The 16,811-nt window shown below is 56.6% G+C and carries 15 protein-coding genes; 7 read left to right on the forward strand and 8 right to left on the reverse strand.

The genetic code is table 11. The features are described from left to right. Positions 1–46: 46 nt before the first annotated feature. Positions 47–1,639, forward strand: a complete 1,593-nt coding sequence (locus ACK5JN_RS04870; RefSeq protein WP_416869116.1) for an STY4199 family HEPN domain-containing protein — start codon at positions 47–49, stop codon at positions 1,637–1,639. 73 nt (positions 1,640–1,712) lie between these two features. Here ACK5JN_RS04870 and ACK5JN_RS04875 read toward each other — a convergent pair whose 3' ends face one another. From ACK5JN_RS04875 to ACK5JN_RS04885, 3 genes are read right to left on the reverse strand one after another with little or no spacing between them, the layout of a single operon-like run. Further along, complete coding sequence (locus ACK5JN_RS04875; protein ID WP_416869117.1) at positions 1,713–2,600, reverse strand: bestrophin family protein; 888 nt, start codon at positions 2,598–2,600, stop codon at positions 1,713–1,715. A gap of 3 nt (positions 2,601–2,603) precedes the next feature. Further along, on the reverse strand, positions 2,604–3,023 hold the full coding sequence (locus tag ACK5JN_RS04880) for a hypothetical protein (RefSeq protein WP_416869118.1): 420 nt from the start codon (positions 3,021–3,023) through the stop codon (positions 2,604–2,606). A gap of 56 nt (positions 3,024–3,079) precedes the next feature. Continuing rightward, the gene (locus ACK5JN_RS04885) at positions 3,080–3,967 is read right to left on the reverse strand and encodes a LysR family transcriptional regulator (protein ID WP_416869119.1); all 888 of its coding nucleotides are present in this window, start codon (positions 3,965–3,967) and stop codon (positions 3,080–3,082) included. A 337-nt stretch (positions 3,968–4,304) separates the two neighbouring features. Here ACK5JN_RS04885 and ACK5JN_RS04890 point away from each other — a divergent pair, with 337 nt between their 5' ends. Then, positions 4,305–4,445 carry a hypothetical protein gene (locus ACK5JN_RS04890; protein ID WP_416869120.1) on the forward strand — a complete coding sequence of 47 codons (141 nt, stop codon included), beginning with the start codon at positions 4,305–4,307 and terminating at the stop codon, positions 4,443–4,445. A 19-nt stretch (positions 4,446–4,464) separates the two neighbouring features. Here the strand turns inward: ACK5JN_RS04890 and ACK5JN_RS04895 are convergent, their stop codons facing one another. Further along, the gene (locus ACK5JN_RS04895) at positions 4,465–5,556 is read right to left on the reverse strand and encodes a YncE family protein (protein WP_416869121.1); all 1,092 of its coding nucleotides are present in this window, start codon (positions 5,554–5,556) and stop codon (positions 4,465–4,467) included. A 396-nt stretch (positions 5,557–5,952) separates the two neighbouring features. Here ACK5JN_RS04895 and fhuE point away from each other — a divergent pair, with 396 nt between their 5' ends. Further along, entirely contained in the window at positions 5,953–8,091 is a 2,139-nt protein-coding gene (gene fhuE / locus ACK5JN_RS04900; protein WP_416869122.1) for a ferric-rhodotorulic acid/ferric-coprogen receptor FhuE, read from the forward strand. 70 nt (positions 8,092–8,161) lie between these two features. On the opposite strand, the gene gorA is transcribed toward fhuE, so the two are convergent. Continuing rightward, complete coding sequence (gene gorA, locus ACK5JN_RS04905; RefSeq protein WP_416869123.1) at positions 8,162–9,514, reverse strand: glutathione-disulfide reductase; 1,353 nt, start codon at positions 9,512–9,514, stop codon at positions 8,162–8,164. Between the two features lie 105 nt (positions 9,515–9,619). Beyond that, positions 9,620–10,462, reverse strand: a complete 843-nt coding sequence (locus ACK5JN_RS04910; RefSeq protein WP_416869124.1) for a 23S rRNA (adenine(2030)-N(6))-methyltransferase RlmJ — start codon at positions 10,460–10,462, stop codon at positions 9,620–9,622. Positions 10,463–10,655: 193 nt separating this feature from the next. On the opposite strand from ACK5JN_RS04910, the gene prlC reads away from it, so the two are divergent. Both prlC and rsmJ read left to right on the forward strand, forming a co-directional pair. Further along, the gene (prlC, locus tag ACK5JN_RS04915; protein WP_416869125.1) at positions 10,656–12,698 is read left to right on the forward strand and encodes an oligopeptidase A; all 2,043 of its coding nucleotides are present in this window, start codon (positions 10,656–10,658) and stop codon (positions 12,696–12,698) included. An 8-nt stretch (positions 12,699–12,706) separates the two neighbouring features. After that, complete coding sequence (rsmJ, locus tag ACK5JN_RS04920) at positions 12,707–13,459, forward strand: 16S rRNA (guanine(1516)-N(2))-methyltransferase RsmJ (protein WP_416869126.1); 753 nt, start codon at positions 12,707–12,709, stop codon at positions 13,457–13,459. Between the two features lie 146 nt (positions 13,460–13,605). On the opposite strand, the gene ACK5JN_RS04925 is transcribed toward rsmJ, so the two are convergent. Beyond that, positions 13,606–14,805 carry an NAD(P)/FAD-dependent oxidoreductase gene (locus tag ACK5JN_RS04925; RefSeq protein ID WP_416869127.1) on the reverse strand — a complete coding sequence of 400 codons (1,200 nt, stop codon included), beginning with the start codon at positions 14,803–14,805 and terminating at the stop codon, positions 13,606–13,608. Between the two features lie 233 nt (positions 14,806–15,038). Here ACK5JN_RS04925 and ACK5JN_RS04930 point away from each other — a divergent pair, with 233 nt between their 5' ends. Further along, positions 15,039–15,545, forward strand: coding sequence for an RrF2 family transcriptional regulator (locus ACK5JN_RS04930; RefSeq protein ID WP_416869128.1), 507 nt, complete (start codon positions 15,039–15,041; stop codon positions 15,543–15,545). Between the two features lie 62 nt (positions 15,546–15,607). Here ACK5JN_RS04930 and uspA read toward each other — a convergent pair whose 3' ends face one another. Then, entirely contained in the window at positions 15,608–16,045 is a 438-nt protein-coding gene (gene uspA / locus ACK5JN_RS04935; protein ID WP_416869129.1) for a universal stress protein UspA, read from the reverse strand. 378 nt (positions 16,046–16,423) lie between these two features. Here uspA and uspB point away from each other — a divergent pair, with 378 nt between their 5' ends. Beyond that, positions 16,424–16,759 (forward strand): universal stress protein UspB, encoded by a 336-nt coding sequence (gene uspB, locus ACK5JN_RS04940; RefSeq protein ID WP_416869130.1) that lies wholly within the window; start codon positions 16,424–16,426, stop codon positions 16,757–16,759. The last annotated feature ends 52 nt before the right edge of the window (positions 16,760–16,811 follow it).

Raw genomic sequence — 16,811 nt, forward strand, 5'->3', positions numbered from 1 at the left:
TAAGCCTAAGGCGAAATGGCCTTGCTGTGGGTTAAGGAACGTGAAGATGTCGACGTCATCGCGTCAGGTTGGTCAGCACTTCGAGCATTGTCTGAGCATCATTCGCCAGGCCTCTATTGAAATTCTCACCCTGCTTAAGCTCCGCGTCACGGAGGGCAAAGATCCCCGCTGGTTTCTGGAACAGCTGGATCAGGCGCGGCTGAACCTCGGCGGCTGGGGGGCCGTGGCCCAGCGTTTGAGCATCAACGACAGCCAGCTGAGTGAATTTATGCTTCAGCTCCGGCATCTTCAGCAGGGTATTCCCTCGTATGAACATGGGCAGGGGGCGACGGAGAATCAGCTGATTGCAGCGCTGCGTTTTGTCGTCACGCTGGAGCAGATTAAACAGCAGCAGCCGCTGCTGATGTTCAACACCGGTTATGCCAACGACGCCGAACAGCTGCAGGAATCGGCGCTGCGCCAGCTGCGGGGCGTTGAGCTGACGCTGAGGGGTCTGATTGGCGAGGTCTGGCCCGACGAGCCGCATCTACACCCTTTTCTGAAGTCGCAGTTTGGCGCGCAGGCGTGCGCCCGCTGGCACTCGCGTAGCCCGTCGGGTGAGCTACTTGATGGAATGACTTTCAGCGAGATGGCGCTGCTGATTGTTGATAAAAAGACGTTCTCCCGGTACTTCGCTTCGCTCTTCAACTATGCCTCTGCGCTGACGTTTCTGGTCGAGCAGCGCGTCACGCTGCATTTGTTTCTCGACGATATCCGGCGGATGCGAAACTCGGTGCTGTCCCACCGGCCGCTGGGGGAAATGGAGTGTCTGCTGCTGGAGATTTACGCGCAGCAGATCGCCGCGCCGGTCCAGCGCGCGTATGAACAGGGCCGCACCCGCGTGAATCCGGCCAGCCTGATGGCGGCGGACGGTGGCGAGGTGCAGCACTTCTGGGAGCGGGCGCACGACGCTGCGCGCCGCTACGGTCTGGACGGGCAGCCCATTCCCGACAGCATTGAACGGCTATCGCATAAAAAGCGGCAGCGTGCCGATTCGCGCGAACGAATAATTGCCGCCGTGCTGTGGTGCGCGGTGGGTGTGACGGTGCTGGGCATCGTGCTGGGCGGTATCGGCCTGCTTACCGCCTCGCCGGAGCCGGCACCGCTCGCGGCCGCGCAGCATCAGCCGCAGGCGATGGCGGCCGAATCCCGCGTCGCGGTTTCACCGCGTGAAGCTCTTGCCCGCCGGGGGATCCTGTGGGACAGCAATGCGCTGCGCTCGGCCATCGACAGCAACAATATCGACGTGGCGGAACTCTTTTTACGCGGCGGGATGAACTGGCAGCTGGCCTGGACCGATCGGGCGATGTCCGCCGGGTACGACGCGGTGCTGAATCTGCTGCTGCGCTACCGCCTGCAGATGGACGAACCAAAACCCTGCCGTCGGTTTATCAACACCCTCACACACGAGATGTCGCAGGGCGCGCCGCTGAACCGGACGCGGCAATCGTATCTCCAGACCTTCTGCACGACGCCCGCGGTGGTGGCTCGCCAGCGGCTGGCGGTGGATAACGCGCAGCGGCGCAATCAGGCCATCGGCAATGCCGAAAGCAAAAAAGGGCTGCAAATACAGAAGGCTATCTATGATGTGATTCGTTAAGCGGGCTGCGTGACGAGAGAAGCGCGGTGGTACACCCCTGCAACCCCCGTTTATCTCTCGTCACGCAAGGCGGTTAAAGCAGACGATAGTGCGCGTCTGGCTTCATTTTGGCGGGGATAACGCTGTCCTTTATCATCTCTCTGAGATCGATCTCAATGGCGTTGCAAATTGCGTTAAGCGGCAGGTCGTTGTCTTCGGTACCGAAGGGGTCTTCCAGCTCGGTGGCGATGGCGTCGAGCGCCAGCAGCGCGTAGGTGGTAAAAATAGAGAACAGCAGCGTTAAAAAGCCAAAGTCATGAATCAGCAGCAGCGGGTAGACCGCGCAAAAAATCCCCACCGTGCGGTGCAGCAGCAGCGAATAGGCGTAAGGAATTGGGGTGTTGCTGATGCGCTCGCAGCCGCCCTGGATAGTGCTCATCTGATTCATATAGTGGTTGAAGTTGCGGTACACAAATTCGTTTGGCCGATGCTGATACAGCCACAGCCCCACGTTTTGCAGCAGCGCGTTGCAGGGGGTGGTGAGATGCTGATAGTCGAGCGCGCGCGATACCGGCACCGGGCCGTGACGGAGCTTGGCCTTCAGCGTGGTGCAGTAGGTGACTACCAAATCCAGCACCACCTTTTTCTCTTCCGCGCTGGCGTTGGTGGTGTTGATCACTTCGCGCATCAGCGAGCGGCTGACGATCAGTAAATCACCCCACAGTTTGCGGGCTTCCCAGTAGCGTAGCCACGCGGTGTTGTTGCGAAAGCCGAGAAACACCGATATCGAAATAGAGATACCGATGAAATAAAACGAGCTTTCCTTCGCAATAATGCCGTGCAGATGCAGCATCGGCAGCGCAAACAGATACGCGATGTTAAGCATGATAAAGAAGCAAAGCTGGGGAGAGATTTTTCTCATGATGGAGCCGCGCCATGAGAACAATTTACGCAACCAGCTTTGCTCTGGCCTGACGATCATCGTTTACGCCTTATCCGGTGACAGCGCTAAAATGGTGTCGTAAACCACCTGCAGGCGTTCGAGATAATGCGCAAACACCTGTGCTTTATCCTGCAAGGGAATGTGGCGATCGAGATGACCGTGGACGTCAATGCAGGCCGATTGCAGCTCGATGCGCCCCAGTTCCTCAGACTCCACCTCAAACTGAATCTGGATTTCACCGAACACCCGTGAGCGAATGATATGAATATTGATCCCGCTGAAGACGTTCACGCTTAAGCGGCCTTTCTCACTCGGCTGAATATGGTGATGATACATCCGCTCGGTGGCGGTGATCTGGGTGATAAGCTCCATGGAATAGATATTCCAGTATTTATCCATTTTGTTTTTCTGATTGAAAATCAGCAGCGATTTTTCTTCCAGTGAAGTAGCACAATGAGTCATTTTGTTTACTTATCGATAGAGTGGTTTAACAATATTGGATGCAGGCACATCCACTTTTATATGGCGTTGTTAAGAACGTCGTATTGCGTCACAAAGTTGATATAGTCACGGAGCACCGTGGGATTATGAGTTTTGCTCTGATAAATCATCCACAGGTCTATTTTCTGCACGGCCCAGTGCGGTAATAGCGCGACCAGTTGACCGCTTTGTAAATACGGTTTGGCGATATATTCCGGCAAAATAGCGACGCCGGTTCCCTGGAGCGCCTGTTGCAGAATATAGGTCAGGTTGTCGCTGGTGTGGCGCAGCGGCATGGTGAGTTCATAGGACTCATCCTGCTGGAACAGGGCGATGCTTTTCCATGTCCGATGGGTAATCAGATCGCAGGTTTGTAGCTCATCCGGGCGCTGAATATCGTGCTGCGCCTTGTATTCCGGCGTGCAGACGATAAAGCGGCTAAAGGTGCCAAGAAAGCGGCCAATGCAGGTGTCATCCGACGGTTTACCGATGCGATAGGCAACGTCAAATTCGCTGCCTACCGAGCCATAAAACGAGTCGGCGGTAATCAGCTGCAGCTCAATATTCGCATGGGTTTGCAAAAACTGATGGTGCACAGCGGGCAGAATGCTGGCCATAAACCCCGGTGGCGCGATGATTTTGAGCTTACCCCCGGTCTTATTATGCAGCGCCTGCACCGTTTTATCGCCGCGGATACTGGCATCCACCACTTCATGGCAGTAGGCCAGATAGCGCTCGCCGTCGGCGGTCAGTGAAATCTTGCGCGTCGTGCGATTAAGCAACCGGAGGTTGAGATATTCCTCAAGTGCGCTGATTCGTTGGCTGACGCGTGATTTAGTCATACCCAGTTCAGCGGCGGTTTTGGTAAAGGAACCATTTTTTACCAGCAGCGCGAAAAGCGCCATATCCTGAACGTGCTTGAGCATAACCTGACCTTAATGTATGACAGCGCAAAATTATACGTAGGGCTAATATCCCTGTATAGACCGGATTGTTTAATTCATCAGACTGAATTGTTTAATTATCCGCCCTTACAAAATAACACACTTCAGATATGATCGGCGGGTTAGTAAACCATAAATAATAAAGTAGCAAGCGAATGCCTATTACTGGTTATAAATATAATCAATGATGGTTATTTTTGCTGAATATTTATTTTATGGGATAGTCAGGCTAAAAAATCTGTATAAAAAGAAAGTGAAAAATAAGCGCATGTTTCTAAAGAGTAAATTTTGTAGTGGAGTGCTGGTCGGTTTGTTGGCAATGAATATTATCTTTGATGCGCTTCTGGGAAGCGAACTGTGGGTATGTCGCTATCCGTTCTTAGCGGGCTCGCTGGTGGTGGCGATTGCGGCACAGGGGATGGCGCTGAGCCGGTTGTGTCAGAAAATCCTGCACGCCTGATGCGGCGTGCAGGTGCGAATTAATCCAGCGTAATCCGCGCGACGCTGTCCGGCCCTTTGGTCGAACTGTCTTTGTTGAAGTCTTGCTTGAGGGTCACGTACAGCGTTTTGCCATCGTCAGACAGCAGCAGGCTGTTGGGACGGGTGCTGAAATCCCAGCTCTGCTTCACTTCATAGCTGGTTGCGTCCAGGCGCAGTACTTTTTTCGACTCGCGCTGGCTGATGAATAACGCGTTACGCTGCGCGTCAAACTTGATGCCCAGCGCATCGCCTGCAATACGCTTGATTACCTTGCCGGTGTGCTCATCAAACACCAGCGTGGTTTTGGCTTTCGAATCGTCGGTGACGAACAGACGGCCGGTTTTCGGATCTTCCGCCATATTCAGCAGCAGATACTCTTTGCCGTCGCCCGGCGTCCAGCGCTGTTCAATCTTGTAGCTTTGCGGGTTGATCACCAGCACTTCGCCGCCGCCGTTGGTGGCGTAGATGCGTTTTGTCACCGGAGAGTAAATGATGCCGGTAACCCATTTGCCTGCGTTATCAATACGCGCTTTCACGGTCATGTTGCTGGCATCGACCACCGAGATATAGCCCGGATCGGCCACGCGGCCGATAAACAGCAGGCCATTGTGGAACAGCACTTCGCGCGCGCCGGTTGGGTCACCATCTTTATCTTTTTTCTCATCCAGCATCAGGCGCTGCAGCACCTTGCCGCTTTTGGCATCCACTTTTGACACGCTGGCGTCCAGCGAGTTGGTGACGTAGAACACCTTACCGTTGTCATCGACCGCCATGCCGAAGTTTTTCAGATCGGTATGGGTGGTACCGGTCGTGGCGAGGGTGGTGGGATCCAGACGATAGATGACGCCGCCGTTCACGTCTTTAAAGCTCTGGGCGCTCGCGACGTACAGCGCTTTTTCCGCCGGGAAGAACGCCATTTCGTACAGGCCATCGCCAAGCTCGCGCTGGGCGACGGAAGCAGCCGTCTTCAGCGCACTTGCGCTCTCGGCGGGCTGCGCATTCTCAGCGGCGGCAGGCAGGACGGGCAGGGTAAATGCGGCGATTAGCGCAGCGCAGAGCGCCGTTTTGCGCGGGCTGAATAACGATACCATTCTCAACTCCATCATTGGATAAGCGGCTCCCGGCAGAGGTGACGGGATATTTTTAATAAGAATGAGAATAATAATTATTTATATGAAATGCGCAAACCGTTAATTGTAGGGGGGGACGGAGGACAGGGCGATCCGCTGCGCTGCCGAGAGGTGCTGTGGGTGAATACGAGCATCAATGCTGAATTAACTGTTTGATATAGAACAGGTATACATTTATTTACATTTAACTGGCGAAACTTTCTGTGTAATTTAAAGCGAGTGATTATCATTGGCATTCTCATTTGTTGCCTTTGTCGCTTTTTATGCAGCTCAATAGCTTACGGAAAAGTGCGTCATTCCCTGACGCTGCGGGCGGAACGGCTTCACTCACAACAACAAGATTTGATGGGAAACGTTATGTTCTTTAATGGCAGGGAAATCAGCGGCAAGCCGCTAACCGTTTCGCTCCTCGCGCTGGCGATTCACGGCTTTATTCAGCAGGCGCAGGCGGCGGAAACCGCTCAGGATATGGTCGTGTACGGCGGCACGGAAAGCACGGCGGATGAACAGCAGGATTATGCGGTCAGAACGACGCATGCCGGCACCAAAATGACGCTGGCGCCGCGCGATATTCCGCAGTCGGTCAGCGTCGTAACGCGCCAGCGTATGCAGGATCAGGATCTGCAAACGGTAGAAAATGTGCTGTCTAATGCCACCGGCATTTCCGCACAGCAGATTGACTCAGAACGCACCTATTTCTACTCCCGCGGCTTTGAAATCACCAACTTCTCCTATGACGATATTCCGACCTCGCTGGGCGACGCGTGGAACTACGGCGATGCGGCGGAAGACACCGCCATATACGACCGGATTGAGATCGTGCGCGGCGCCAGCGGGCTGATGACCGGCGCGGGCGACCCCGGTGCGACGGTCAATATGGTGCGCAAAAGAGCGGACAGCAAGGTGGCAACCGGCAATATCAGCGCCAGCTACGGTAGCTGGAACGCTCAGCGTTACGTGGCCGATCTTTCCACGCCGCTGAACAGCGACGGCAGCCTGCGCGGGCGCGTCGTCACGGGATATCAGGACCAGGACAGCTGGCTTGACCGCTACCATAAAACCAAAAAATTCCTCTATGGCGTGGTAGATGCCGATCTGACGGACAGCACCACGTTGTCGCTGGGCTGGGACTACCAGAAATCGAACACCGGTAACCCGACCTGGGGCGGCCTGCCGAGCCTCTACAGCAACGGCACGCGTACCCACTACGACCGCAGCACCAACACGGCGGCGGACTGGACGCGCTATCAGGTTGAATCCCGTAAGGTGTTTGTCGATCTGACCCACGAGTGGGATAACGGCTGGTCCTACCGCTTCAACGGTACCCACGGCGAGCAAACCTTTAATGACACGCTGCTGTACGTGATGGGCAACCCGGATGCCGAAACCGGCGACGGCGCGAGCGGCTGGGGCAGTAAAGATAAGGGTAAACGCACCGTCGACTCGTTCGATACCTACGCCAGCGGGCCGTTTACGCTGCTGGGCCGCCAGCATCAGCTGATGGCCGGAGCCAGCTACAGCCGCCAGCATAACGCCACCTTCAGCGAGGATGGGCCGATGGAGGCCAGTCAGATAGGCATCTTCGACAACAACTGGAACGGCAGCGTTGCGCAGCCGGAATGGGGCGACTGGTACCAGAACGCCGATGATATCGTCCGCCAGAAATCGGCCTATACCGCCGCGCGTCTGTCGCTGGCTGATCCGCTGTCGTTGATTATCGGCGCGCGCTATACCCAGTACAGCACCGACGGCAGCAGCGGCGATATGCGAAAATACAACATCACCCCGTACGGCGGGCTGGTGTATGACCTGACGGAAAGCCTGTCGGCCTACGCCAGCTACACCTCTATCTTCGCGCCGCAGACCAAGCGCTCCGTGAACGGCACGTGGCTGTCTCCGGTGACCGGCAAGAACTACGAAACCGGCCTGAAGGCCGACTGGATGGACGGGCGGCTGACCACCAACGTGGCGGTGTTCCGTATTGAGCAGGAGAACGTTGGCGAAGAGGTCAGCGGCGAATTTGTCAACGGCTCTAGCGAGCAGGCGTACCGTGCGACCAGCGGCGCGGTGAGCAAAGGGGCCGAGTTTGAAGTCAACGGTGCGGTCACCGACAACCTGCAATTAACCTTCAGCGCCACGCGCTACGTCGCCACGGACAGCGACGGCCGCTACAACAGCTTTGCGCCGCAAACCCAGCTGAAGCTGTTCACCCGCTATCGCCTGCCGATGATGCCTGCGCTCACCGTCGGTGGCGGCGCTAACTGGCAGAATCGCGTCTATAAAGACGTGACCGGGCCGGACGGTTCGACGCAGCGTTTGTATCAGGGCAGCTATCCGCTGGTTAGTCTGTTCGCGCAGTATCAGGTCACCAAACAGCTGGCGGTGCAGGCGAACGTCAACAACCTGTTTGACCGTGAATACTACTCGTACCTGGATGATTCCGCGGTATACGGCGAGCCGCGTAACGTCTCGGTAAGTATGAGCTACGCGTTCTGATAAACGATTCGCGTCGTGCCATAAAAAAAGCCAGACGAATGTCTGGCTTTTGTCGTTTGGGCGATGGGCCTTAGCGCATGGTAACGAACTCTTCCGCCGCCGTTGGGTGAATCGCCACGGTGTTGTCGAAGTCTTTCTTGGTGGCGCCCATTTTCAGCGCCACGGCGAAGCCCTGCAGCATCTCGTCCATACCGAAGCCGATACCGTGAATACCGACAATCTTCTCTTCCGGGCCCACGCACACCAGCTTCATGCGGCACGGCTGGCGGTGTGAGGTCACGGCGGTGTACATGGCGGTGAAGGAGGATTTATACACCTTCACGGCGTCGTCGCCGTACTGCTCGCGCGCCTGCGGCTCGGTTAAGCCGACGGTGCCAATGGGCGGGTGGCTGAACACGACGGTCGGAATATTGCTGTAATCCAGATGCTCGTCCGGCTTGTTGTTAAACAGACGCTCGGACAGACGACGGCCCGCGGCCACCGCCACCGGCGTCAGTTCCACCGCACCGGTGTTATCGCCCACGGCATAAATGCCCGGCACGTTGGTGTTCTGGAACTTATCAACGACGATGTAGCCTTTGTCGTTGGTTTTCACCCCGGTAGCCGCCAGGTTGAAGTTGTCCGTTTCCGGTTCGCGGCCAATCGCCCAGATCAGGCAATCGACGGTCTGGCTGCGGCCATCTTCCAGCGTCAGCGTCAGGCTGCCGTCAGCATTCTTAACCACCGCCTGCGGAATGGCGTTAGTGTGCAGCTGCGGGCCTTCTGCGTTCATCACTTCGACCAGCGTCTCGACGATCAGCGGGTCGAAGCTGCGCAGCGGCGCATGTTTACGCACGAACAGGTGGGTTTCTGCGCCCAGGCCGTTAATCACGCCCGCCAGCTCAACGGCGATATAGCCCGCGCCGACCACGGCTACGCGCTTCGGCAGCGCCGGCAGTTCGAAGAAACCGTTAGAGTCGATACCGTATTCCACGCCCGGAATATCCGGGTGGCTCGGACGGCCGCCGGTGGCAATCAGGATATGATCGGCGGTGATCGTCTCACCGTTCACTTCGATGGTTTTAGCGTCGACGAAGCGCGCAAAGCCTTTAATCACATCGACTTTATTCTTACCCAGTACGTTATCGTACGAGGTGTGGATACGGTCGATGTAGGCGGTACGGCTGGCGATCAGCTTGTCCCAGTCAAAGTGGTTGATGGTGGTATCGAAACCGTAGTCCGGGCCATACAGATGAATGGCTTCACGGATCTGCGCGGCATGCCACATCACTTTTTTCGGCACGCAGCCGACGTTCACGCAGGTACCGCCCAGATCTTTGGCTTCAATCAGCGCGCACTTCTGGCCGTACATGGCCGCACGGTTGATCGAGGCGATACCGCCGCTGCCGCCGCCGATAGCGATGTAGTCGTAATGTTTGGTCATGGCCGCTCCTCAAACGTTCAATGTCGAGCGGGTGAGCGTCATGCTCCCCGCCAAAATACTCGCGATTGTATACCTGAAACTGATAGGTTCCACCGATGCCTGCGATTACTCCGGCACGATCCAGTTTACCAGCGTGTGGCCGGTACCTGCCGGAACCAGCTTGCTGTGCAGCCACGGCAGCACGTTGTTCATCTGCGCTTCCAGCTTCCACGGCGGGTTGATCACAATCATGCCGGAAGCGGTCATGCCGCGCTGGTCGCTGTCCGGACGCACCGCCAGCTCAATTTGCAGGATCTTACGAATGCCGGTCTCTTCCAGATCGTGAACCATGCGTTTGATCTGCTGGCGCAGCACCACCGGATACCACAGCGCGTAGGTGCCGGTGGCAAAGCGTTTGTAGCCCTCGCTGATGCCGCTGACCACCGCCTGATAGTCGGTTTTAATTTCGTACGGCGGGTCAATCAGGATCAGGCCGCGACGAGAGACCGGCGGCAGCTTAGATTTCAGCTGCAGATAGCCGTCGGCGCGTTCTACGCGAGCGCGGCTGTCTTTCTGGAATTCAGAGCGCAGCAGCGGGAAGTCGCTCGGGTGCAGCTCGGTCATTTGCAGGCTGTCCTGCTCGCGCAGCAGCTGGCGGGCAATCAGCGGAGAGCCCGGGTAGTAACGCAGCTGGCCGCTGCGGTTGAAGTGCTCGACCACGGAGATATACGGCTCCAGCTCGGCGGGCAGGTCGTCCTGCTGCCAGATACGGGCGATGCCTTCCAGGTATTCACCGGTACGTTCGGCGTGCTCGCCGCTCAGCTGATAGCGGCCGGCGCCGGCGTGGGTGTCCAGATAGAGAAACGGTTTCTCTTTCTCTTTCAGGGATTCAATGATCAGACTCTGAACGGTGTGTTTGAGGACGTCGGCGTGGTTGCCTGCGTGAAAGCTGTGGCGATAACTGAGCATGGATGCGGATATTCCGGGAATTAAATAAGTTAACGTATAGTTTACCGCAGATCCGCCGAGATTACCGCTATCGCCCATTCAGAGGAGAACCTCCAGGGCTGACATTGAAATTCCCCCAACTATCCCCCATTCTAGATCCATAGCGAAAGCGCGATGGAGCGCTTCATTTCTTTCTTAGACCAGGACTGCGCATATGACCAATCCATTACTGACCCCCTTCGACCTGCCGCCGTTTTCCCAGATTCAGCCCGAACATGTTGTTCCTGCCGTGACCAAAGCACTGAACGACTGTCGTGAGAATGTGGAGCGCGTTGTTGCACAGGGCGGGCCGTATAGCTGGGAAAACCTCTGCCAGCCGCTAGCGGAAGTGGACGATGTGCTGGGGCGTATCTTCTCGCCGGTCAGCCACCTGAACTCGGTCAAAAACAGCCCGGAACTGCGTGAAGCCTACGAGCAAACGCTGCCGCTGCTCTCCGAGTACAGCACCTGGGTTGGGCAACATGAAGGTCTGTACAAAGCGTACCGCGACCTGCGTGACGGCGATAACTACGCCACCCTGAATACCGCACAGAAAAAAGCGGTCGATAACGCGCTGCGTGATTTTGAACTGTCCGGTATCGGCCTGCCGAAAGAGAAACAGCAGCGCTACGGCGAAATCGCCACCCGTTTGTCCGAGCTGGGTAACCAGTACAGCAACAACGTGCTCGACGCCACCATGGGCTGGACCAAGCTGGTGACGGACGAAAGCGAGCTGGCCGGAATGCCGGAAAGCGCGCTGGCGGCGGCGAAAGCCCAGGCGGAAGCCAAAGAGCAGGAAGGCTACCTGCTGACCCTGGATATCCCAAGCTACCTGCCTGTCATGACCTACTGCGACAACCAGGCGCTGCGTGAAGAGCTGTATCGCGCCTACTCCACCCGCGCCTCCGATCAGGGGCCGAACGCCGGCAAGTGGGACAACACTCCGGTGATGGAAGAAATTCTTGCGCTGCGCCACGAGCTGGCACAGCTGCTGGGCTTCGAAAGCTATGCCTTTAAATCTCTGGCCACCAAAATGGCGGAAAACCCGCAGCAAGTGCTCGACTTCCTGACCGACCTGGCCAAACGTGCCCGTCCGCAGGGGGAAAAAGAGCTGGCCCAGCTGCGCGCCTTCGCCAAAGCCGAATTTGGCGTTGAGGAACTTCAGCCATGGGATATCGCTTACTACAGCGAGAAACAAAAACAGCATCTGTACAGCATCAGCGACGAGCAGCTGCGCCCGTACTTCCCGGAAAACAAAGCCGTTAACGGTCTGTTTGAAGTGGTAAAACGCATTTACGGCATCACCGCAAAAGAGCGTACCGACGTTGACGTCTGGAATCCGGAAGTGCGCTTCTTCGAACTGTATGACGAAAACAACGAACTGCGCGGCAGCTTCTACCTCGACCTGTACGCCCGCGAACACAAACGCGGCGGGGCCTGGATGGACGACTGCGTCGGCCAGATGCGCAAGACCGACGGCACGCTGCAAAAGCCGGTTGCCTATCTGACCTGTAACTTCAACCGCCCGGTGAGCGGCAAACCGGCGCTGTTTACCCACGACGAAGTGATCACCCTGTTCCATGAGTTCGGTCACGGCCTGCACCATATGCTGACCCGCATCGAAACCGCCGGTGTCTCCGGCATCAGCGGGGTGCCATGGGATGCGGTCGAACTGCCAAGCCAGTTTATGGAAAACTGGTGCTGGGAGCCGGAAGCGCTGGCGTTTATCTCCGGTCACTATGAAACCGGCGAACCGCTGCCGAAGGAGCTGCTGGATAAAATGCTGGCGGCGAAAAACTACCAGGCGGCGCTGTTTATTCTGCGTCAGCTGGAGTTCGGCCTGTTCGACTTCCGCCTGCACGCGCAGTACAACCCGGAGCAGGGGGCGAAAGTCCTTGAGACGCTGGCGGAAATTAAGAAACAGGTTGCCGTGGTACCGGGCCCAACCTGGGGCCGCTTCCCGCACGCCTTCAGCCACATTTTTGCCGGTGGCTACGCGGCGGGTTACTACAGCTACCTGTGGGCCGACGTGCTGGCGGCGGATGCGTTTTCCCGCTTTGAAGAAGAGGGCATCTTCAACCGTGAAACCGGTCAGTCGTTCCTCGATAGCATTCTGACCCGCGGTGGTTCGGAAGAGCCGATGACGTTGTTCAAACGCTTCCGCGGCCGTGAGCCTCAGCTCGACGCCATGCTGGCGCATTACGGCATCAAGGGCTGATTGTTCGCGTGAAAATTTGTTTACTGGATGAAACGGGCGCCGGAGACGGCGCCTTATCTGTTCTGGTCGCCCGCTGGGGGCTGGAGCATGATGCAGACAACCTGATGGCGCTGGTGATGACGCCGGAACATCTGGAACTGCGTAAGCGAGACGAACCGAAGCTTGGCGGCATCTTCGTTGATTTTGTCGGCGGGGCGATGGCGCACCGACGTAAATTCGGCGGCGGTCGCGGTGAAGCGGTGGCGAAGGCGGTTGGCATCAAAGGTGACTATCTGCCGGACGTGGTCGATGCCACCGCCGGGCTGGGGCGCGATGCGTTTGTGCTGGCCTCCGTCGGCTGCCGCGTGCGGATGCTGGAGCGTAACCCGGTGGTGGCGGCGCTGCTCGACGACGGTCTGGCGCGTGGCTATGCCGATGCGGAAATTGGCGGCTGGCTTCAGGAACGTTTGCAGCTGATTCATGCCTCAAGCCTGACGGCGCTAACCGATATTACCCCGCGTCCGCAGGTGGTGTACCTCGATCCAATGTTCCCGCATAAACAGAAAAGCGCGCTGGTGAAGAAAGAGATGCGCGTGTTTCAGTCGCTGGTGGGGCCGGATCTGGATGCGGATGGCCTGCTGGAACCGGCGCGTCAGTTGGCAACTAAACGGGTGGTGGTGAAACGCCCGGACTACGCGCCGCCGCTGGCGGACGTGGCGACGCCGAACGCGGTGGTCACCAAAGGGCATCGGTTTGATATTTATGCGGGGACGGCGGAGTAATTTTTCCTCCTCACCCCAAGGGAGAGGGAACCGATCGTGCGGCTTGCACCCTCAGCCTTTCCCCTCGCCTTAAGGGGAAGAGGGCTCTCTGCTTTTCTCCCTCGCCCCTTTGTGGAGAGGGCCGGGGTGAGGGGGCTTGCACAATCTTAAACAAACGGTGCCAGCGGGTCCGCAATCTCAAACGCTACTGCACGATCCGCTTTCGGCGGGTAAATCAGCTCGCTAACAATCGACACCTTCAGCTTTTTCGCCTCTTCGCGCGTCAGTTTCACCTGCTGATCCCAGCCTTCGCTGTACACCGCACCCCATGCGCCCAGATCCAGACAGGTGACGTACATCTCCTGGCGGTACGGCAGCGGCGCCACGTCCAGCACGCTCGCCGCGGCGTTGTTCCCGGCGAACTTGCCCAGCAGAATGGCGTGCTGGCAGGTCATCAACGCATGGTTGCCTTTGTCATCGGTCGCCGCGTAGGCGACGTCGCCGGTGGCGTAGATATCGTCATGACCCAGCACCTGCAGGTTGCCGTTCACATGCAGACGACCCTGACGGTCACGCGGGGCATCAATCTGCGCGGTCAGCCCATTGGCCTGAACGCCGACGGTCCAGATAACGGTCTGGGAGGCGATAACCTGCCCATCTTTCAGCGTGACGCCAGATGCATCCACGCTCTCTACATCTGCGTTCACCAGCCACTCCACGCCCAGATCGGCAGACGCTTCGATAATCACGTCGCGTAATTCTTTGCTCCAGCGGCCGCCCGGCTGCGCGCCGCGCTCAACTACGACAACTCTGGTCTTAGCATCTTGGCCCAGGATTTCACGCAGACGGCCAGGAAGCTCCAGCGCCATCTCAATCCCAGTGAAGCCGCCGCCGCAGACAACCACGGTGTTACGCGCTTCGCTCTCAGGCTGGCCAGCCAGATCTTTCAGATGCTGCTCCAGCACCGTCGCGCTTTCCAGCTGGTCGAGATCGAATGCATGCTCGGCGGCACCCGCAACGATATCGCGGTTTACATGGCTGCCGCTGGCCAGCACCAGGCGATCGTAGCGGCGAAGACGCACTTCACCGTTCTCGTTTTTCCAGCTCACCTCTTTCGAGGCCGGAAGGATTTGTTCCACGGTGCCGCGCAGGAAGTTGACGCCGGTGACGTCGAACAGTGGCATCAGCGGAGAGACCAGCGTCTGGACGTGGCTTTCATAAAAACGCGGACGAACGCGCAGCTCTGGCTGTGGCGCAATCACCGTAATATCAACGGCCTGCTGGTGTTTGTCTGCCAGACGCGCGGCGCTCAGCGCTGCCCACATACCGGCAAAACCGGCACCGACGATCAGAATTTGTTTACGCATTAGGTTTGTCTCACTGTTCACTACGATTAATTGACTCGGATTTTATTGGTCGTAGTTAAAGATTGCAACGTGATTCGCTTCAGCAAACGCACTGGAAGATGCATTTTGAATTTATCTATTTGATATTTAATTATTTAAATTTTTGATCGATCAGTATTTATGCTTGCTATCTGGAATGAGTCAGACGAAAAAGCTACAATAACTCAGATTAATTTTGGCTGAGATAAGAGCGCATGGCATTTTACAGTTCCGGGGTTGAATACGGCATCCATAGCCTGATGTGTATGGTGGACGGCAAAGGCGACGCCCGCGATATGAGCGTGCGCGAAATTGCCGAGCTGCAAAGCGTTCCCTATGACTATCTGGCCAAAATATTTACCCGTCTGTCGAAGGCCGGGCTGGTGCGCAGCAGCGAAGGGAAGGGCGGCGGTTTTCAGCTGGCGAAACCGGCTGAGGACATTACGGTGCTGGACGTGGTCAACGCGATTGACGGCGATAAGCGTATTTTTGAGTGCCGGGAAATTCGCCAGCGTCTGGCGGTGTTTGATGAACAGCCGCCGGAGTGGGCCTGTGAAGGTATCTGTGGCGTGCGTTCGGTGATGGACATGGCGCAGCAGCGCATGGAAGAGGCGTTAGGCCAGCATACGATTCTGGACCTGGCGCGTAAGATGTACCGCAAAGCGCCGGACACCTTCGTGGTGGAAGTACAGGAGTGGATTGCCGGGCGTAAGGGGAGTTGAATTAACGCCGGGAAAACCCCGGAGTCGGCGCTCTCGCGCCTCGTCCGGGCTACCGATCAGACTTATTCTTCTTCGTCGTCTTTCAGTGGAACGATAAGCATGTCGACATGGACGGTGTTGATAAGCTGGCGTGCAGACGACATCAGCTTGCTCCAGAAGTCCTGGTGATGGCCGCAGACGACCAGGTCCATATCGTATTTTTTAATCGCATCAACCAGCACCTGGCCCAGGTCGCCGCTGCCGCTCAGGGTTTCGGTGATAGGGTAGCCTGCGTTGGTGGACAGTTCCGTCAGCGCGTGGTGGGTCTCTTCGGAGATGCGTTTTTGCATATCGCCAAGATTAACGTCAATCAGCCCGGTGTAGAGATCGGAATAGTTCACGTCAACGTGAATCAGCGAAACTTTTGCATTGTAGGGGCGAGCCATTGATACCGCTTTTTCCACCAGAACTTTGCTTTCCGGGGAAAGGTCGACTGCGATCAGAATGTGTTTGTAAGCCATAGTGTTACTCCTTCCATAAAGTTGTCGATGACTGTTGGACCAGACAGCCCATGCGCTGTCCCTTGCCCGCGTCCTGCGTGCTGAATGCGCGGGGTTTGCCCTTAAAGACCTAATTGTAGAAGATATTTCTACCTTATAGCGGCCTTCGGGCGCCGTCAATGCATCCGGTTCGCCAATTAGTTAAACAAATTTTTCCATCTTACGTATTGATAACGATTAACCTTGTGGTAAAAAATTTAACTGATCTCCTACACTATTTAATGAGCCGATCGGATAAATAAACGTGATCTGAATCGCACTCTTTTACTGAGGTGTTGGTGGGTTATTGGGGAGCGGGATGTCCTGGGGTCTCCGAGGACTGGTCGCCGGGGAGGAGTTATGATCAGCACGATTGCGCTGTTTTGGGCCCTGTGTGTCGTTTGTGTGGTAAATATGGCACGTTACTTCTCATCGTTGCGTGCATTATTGGTTGTACTACGTGGTTGCGATCCCTTGCTTTATCAGTATGTTGACGGCGGTGGTTTCTTTACCTCGCACGGTCAGCCGGGCAAACAAATGCGTCTGGTCTGGTATATCTATGGGCAGCGATATCGCGATCATCATGACGATGAGTTTATTCGCCGCTGTGACCGGGTGCGTCGGCAGTTTATTTTGACCAGCTCGCTGTGTGGTCTGGTGGTGATTAGCTTAATTGCCCTGATGATTTGGCACTAAGTAAAAAAAAACGGGCCAGTTTCCTGACCCGTTTTCTGTTTGTGCCAAACGC

It is taken from the genome of Kluyvera sp. (assembly GCF_047971185.1).
GTDB lineage: Bacteria > Pseudomonadota > Gammaproteobacteria > Enterobacterales > Enterobacteriaceae > Kluyvera.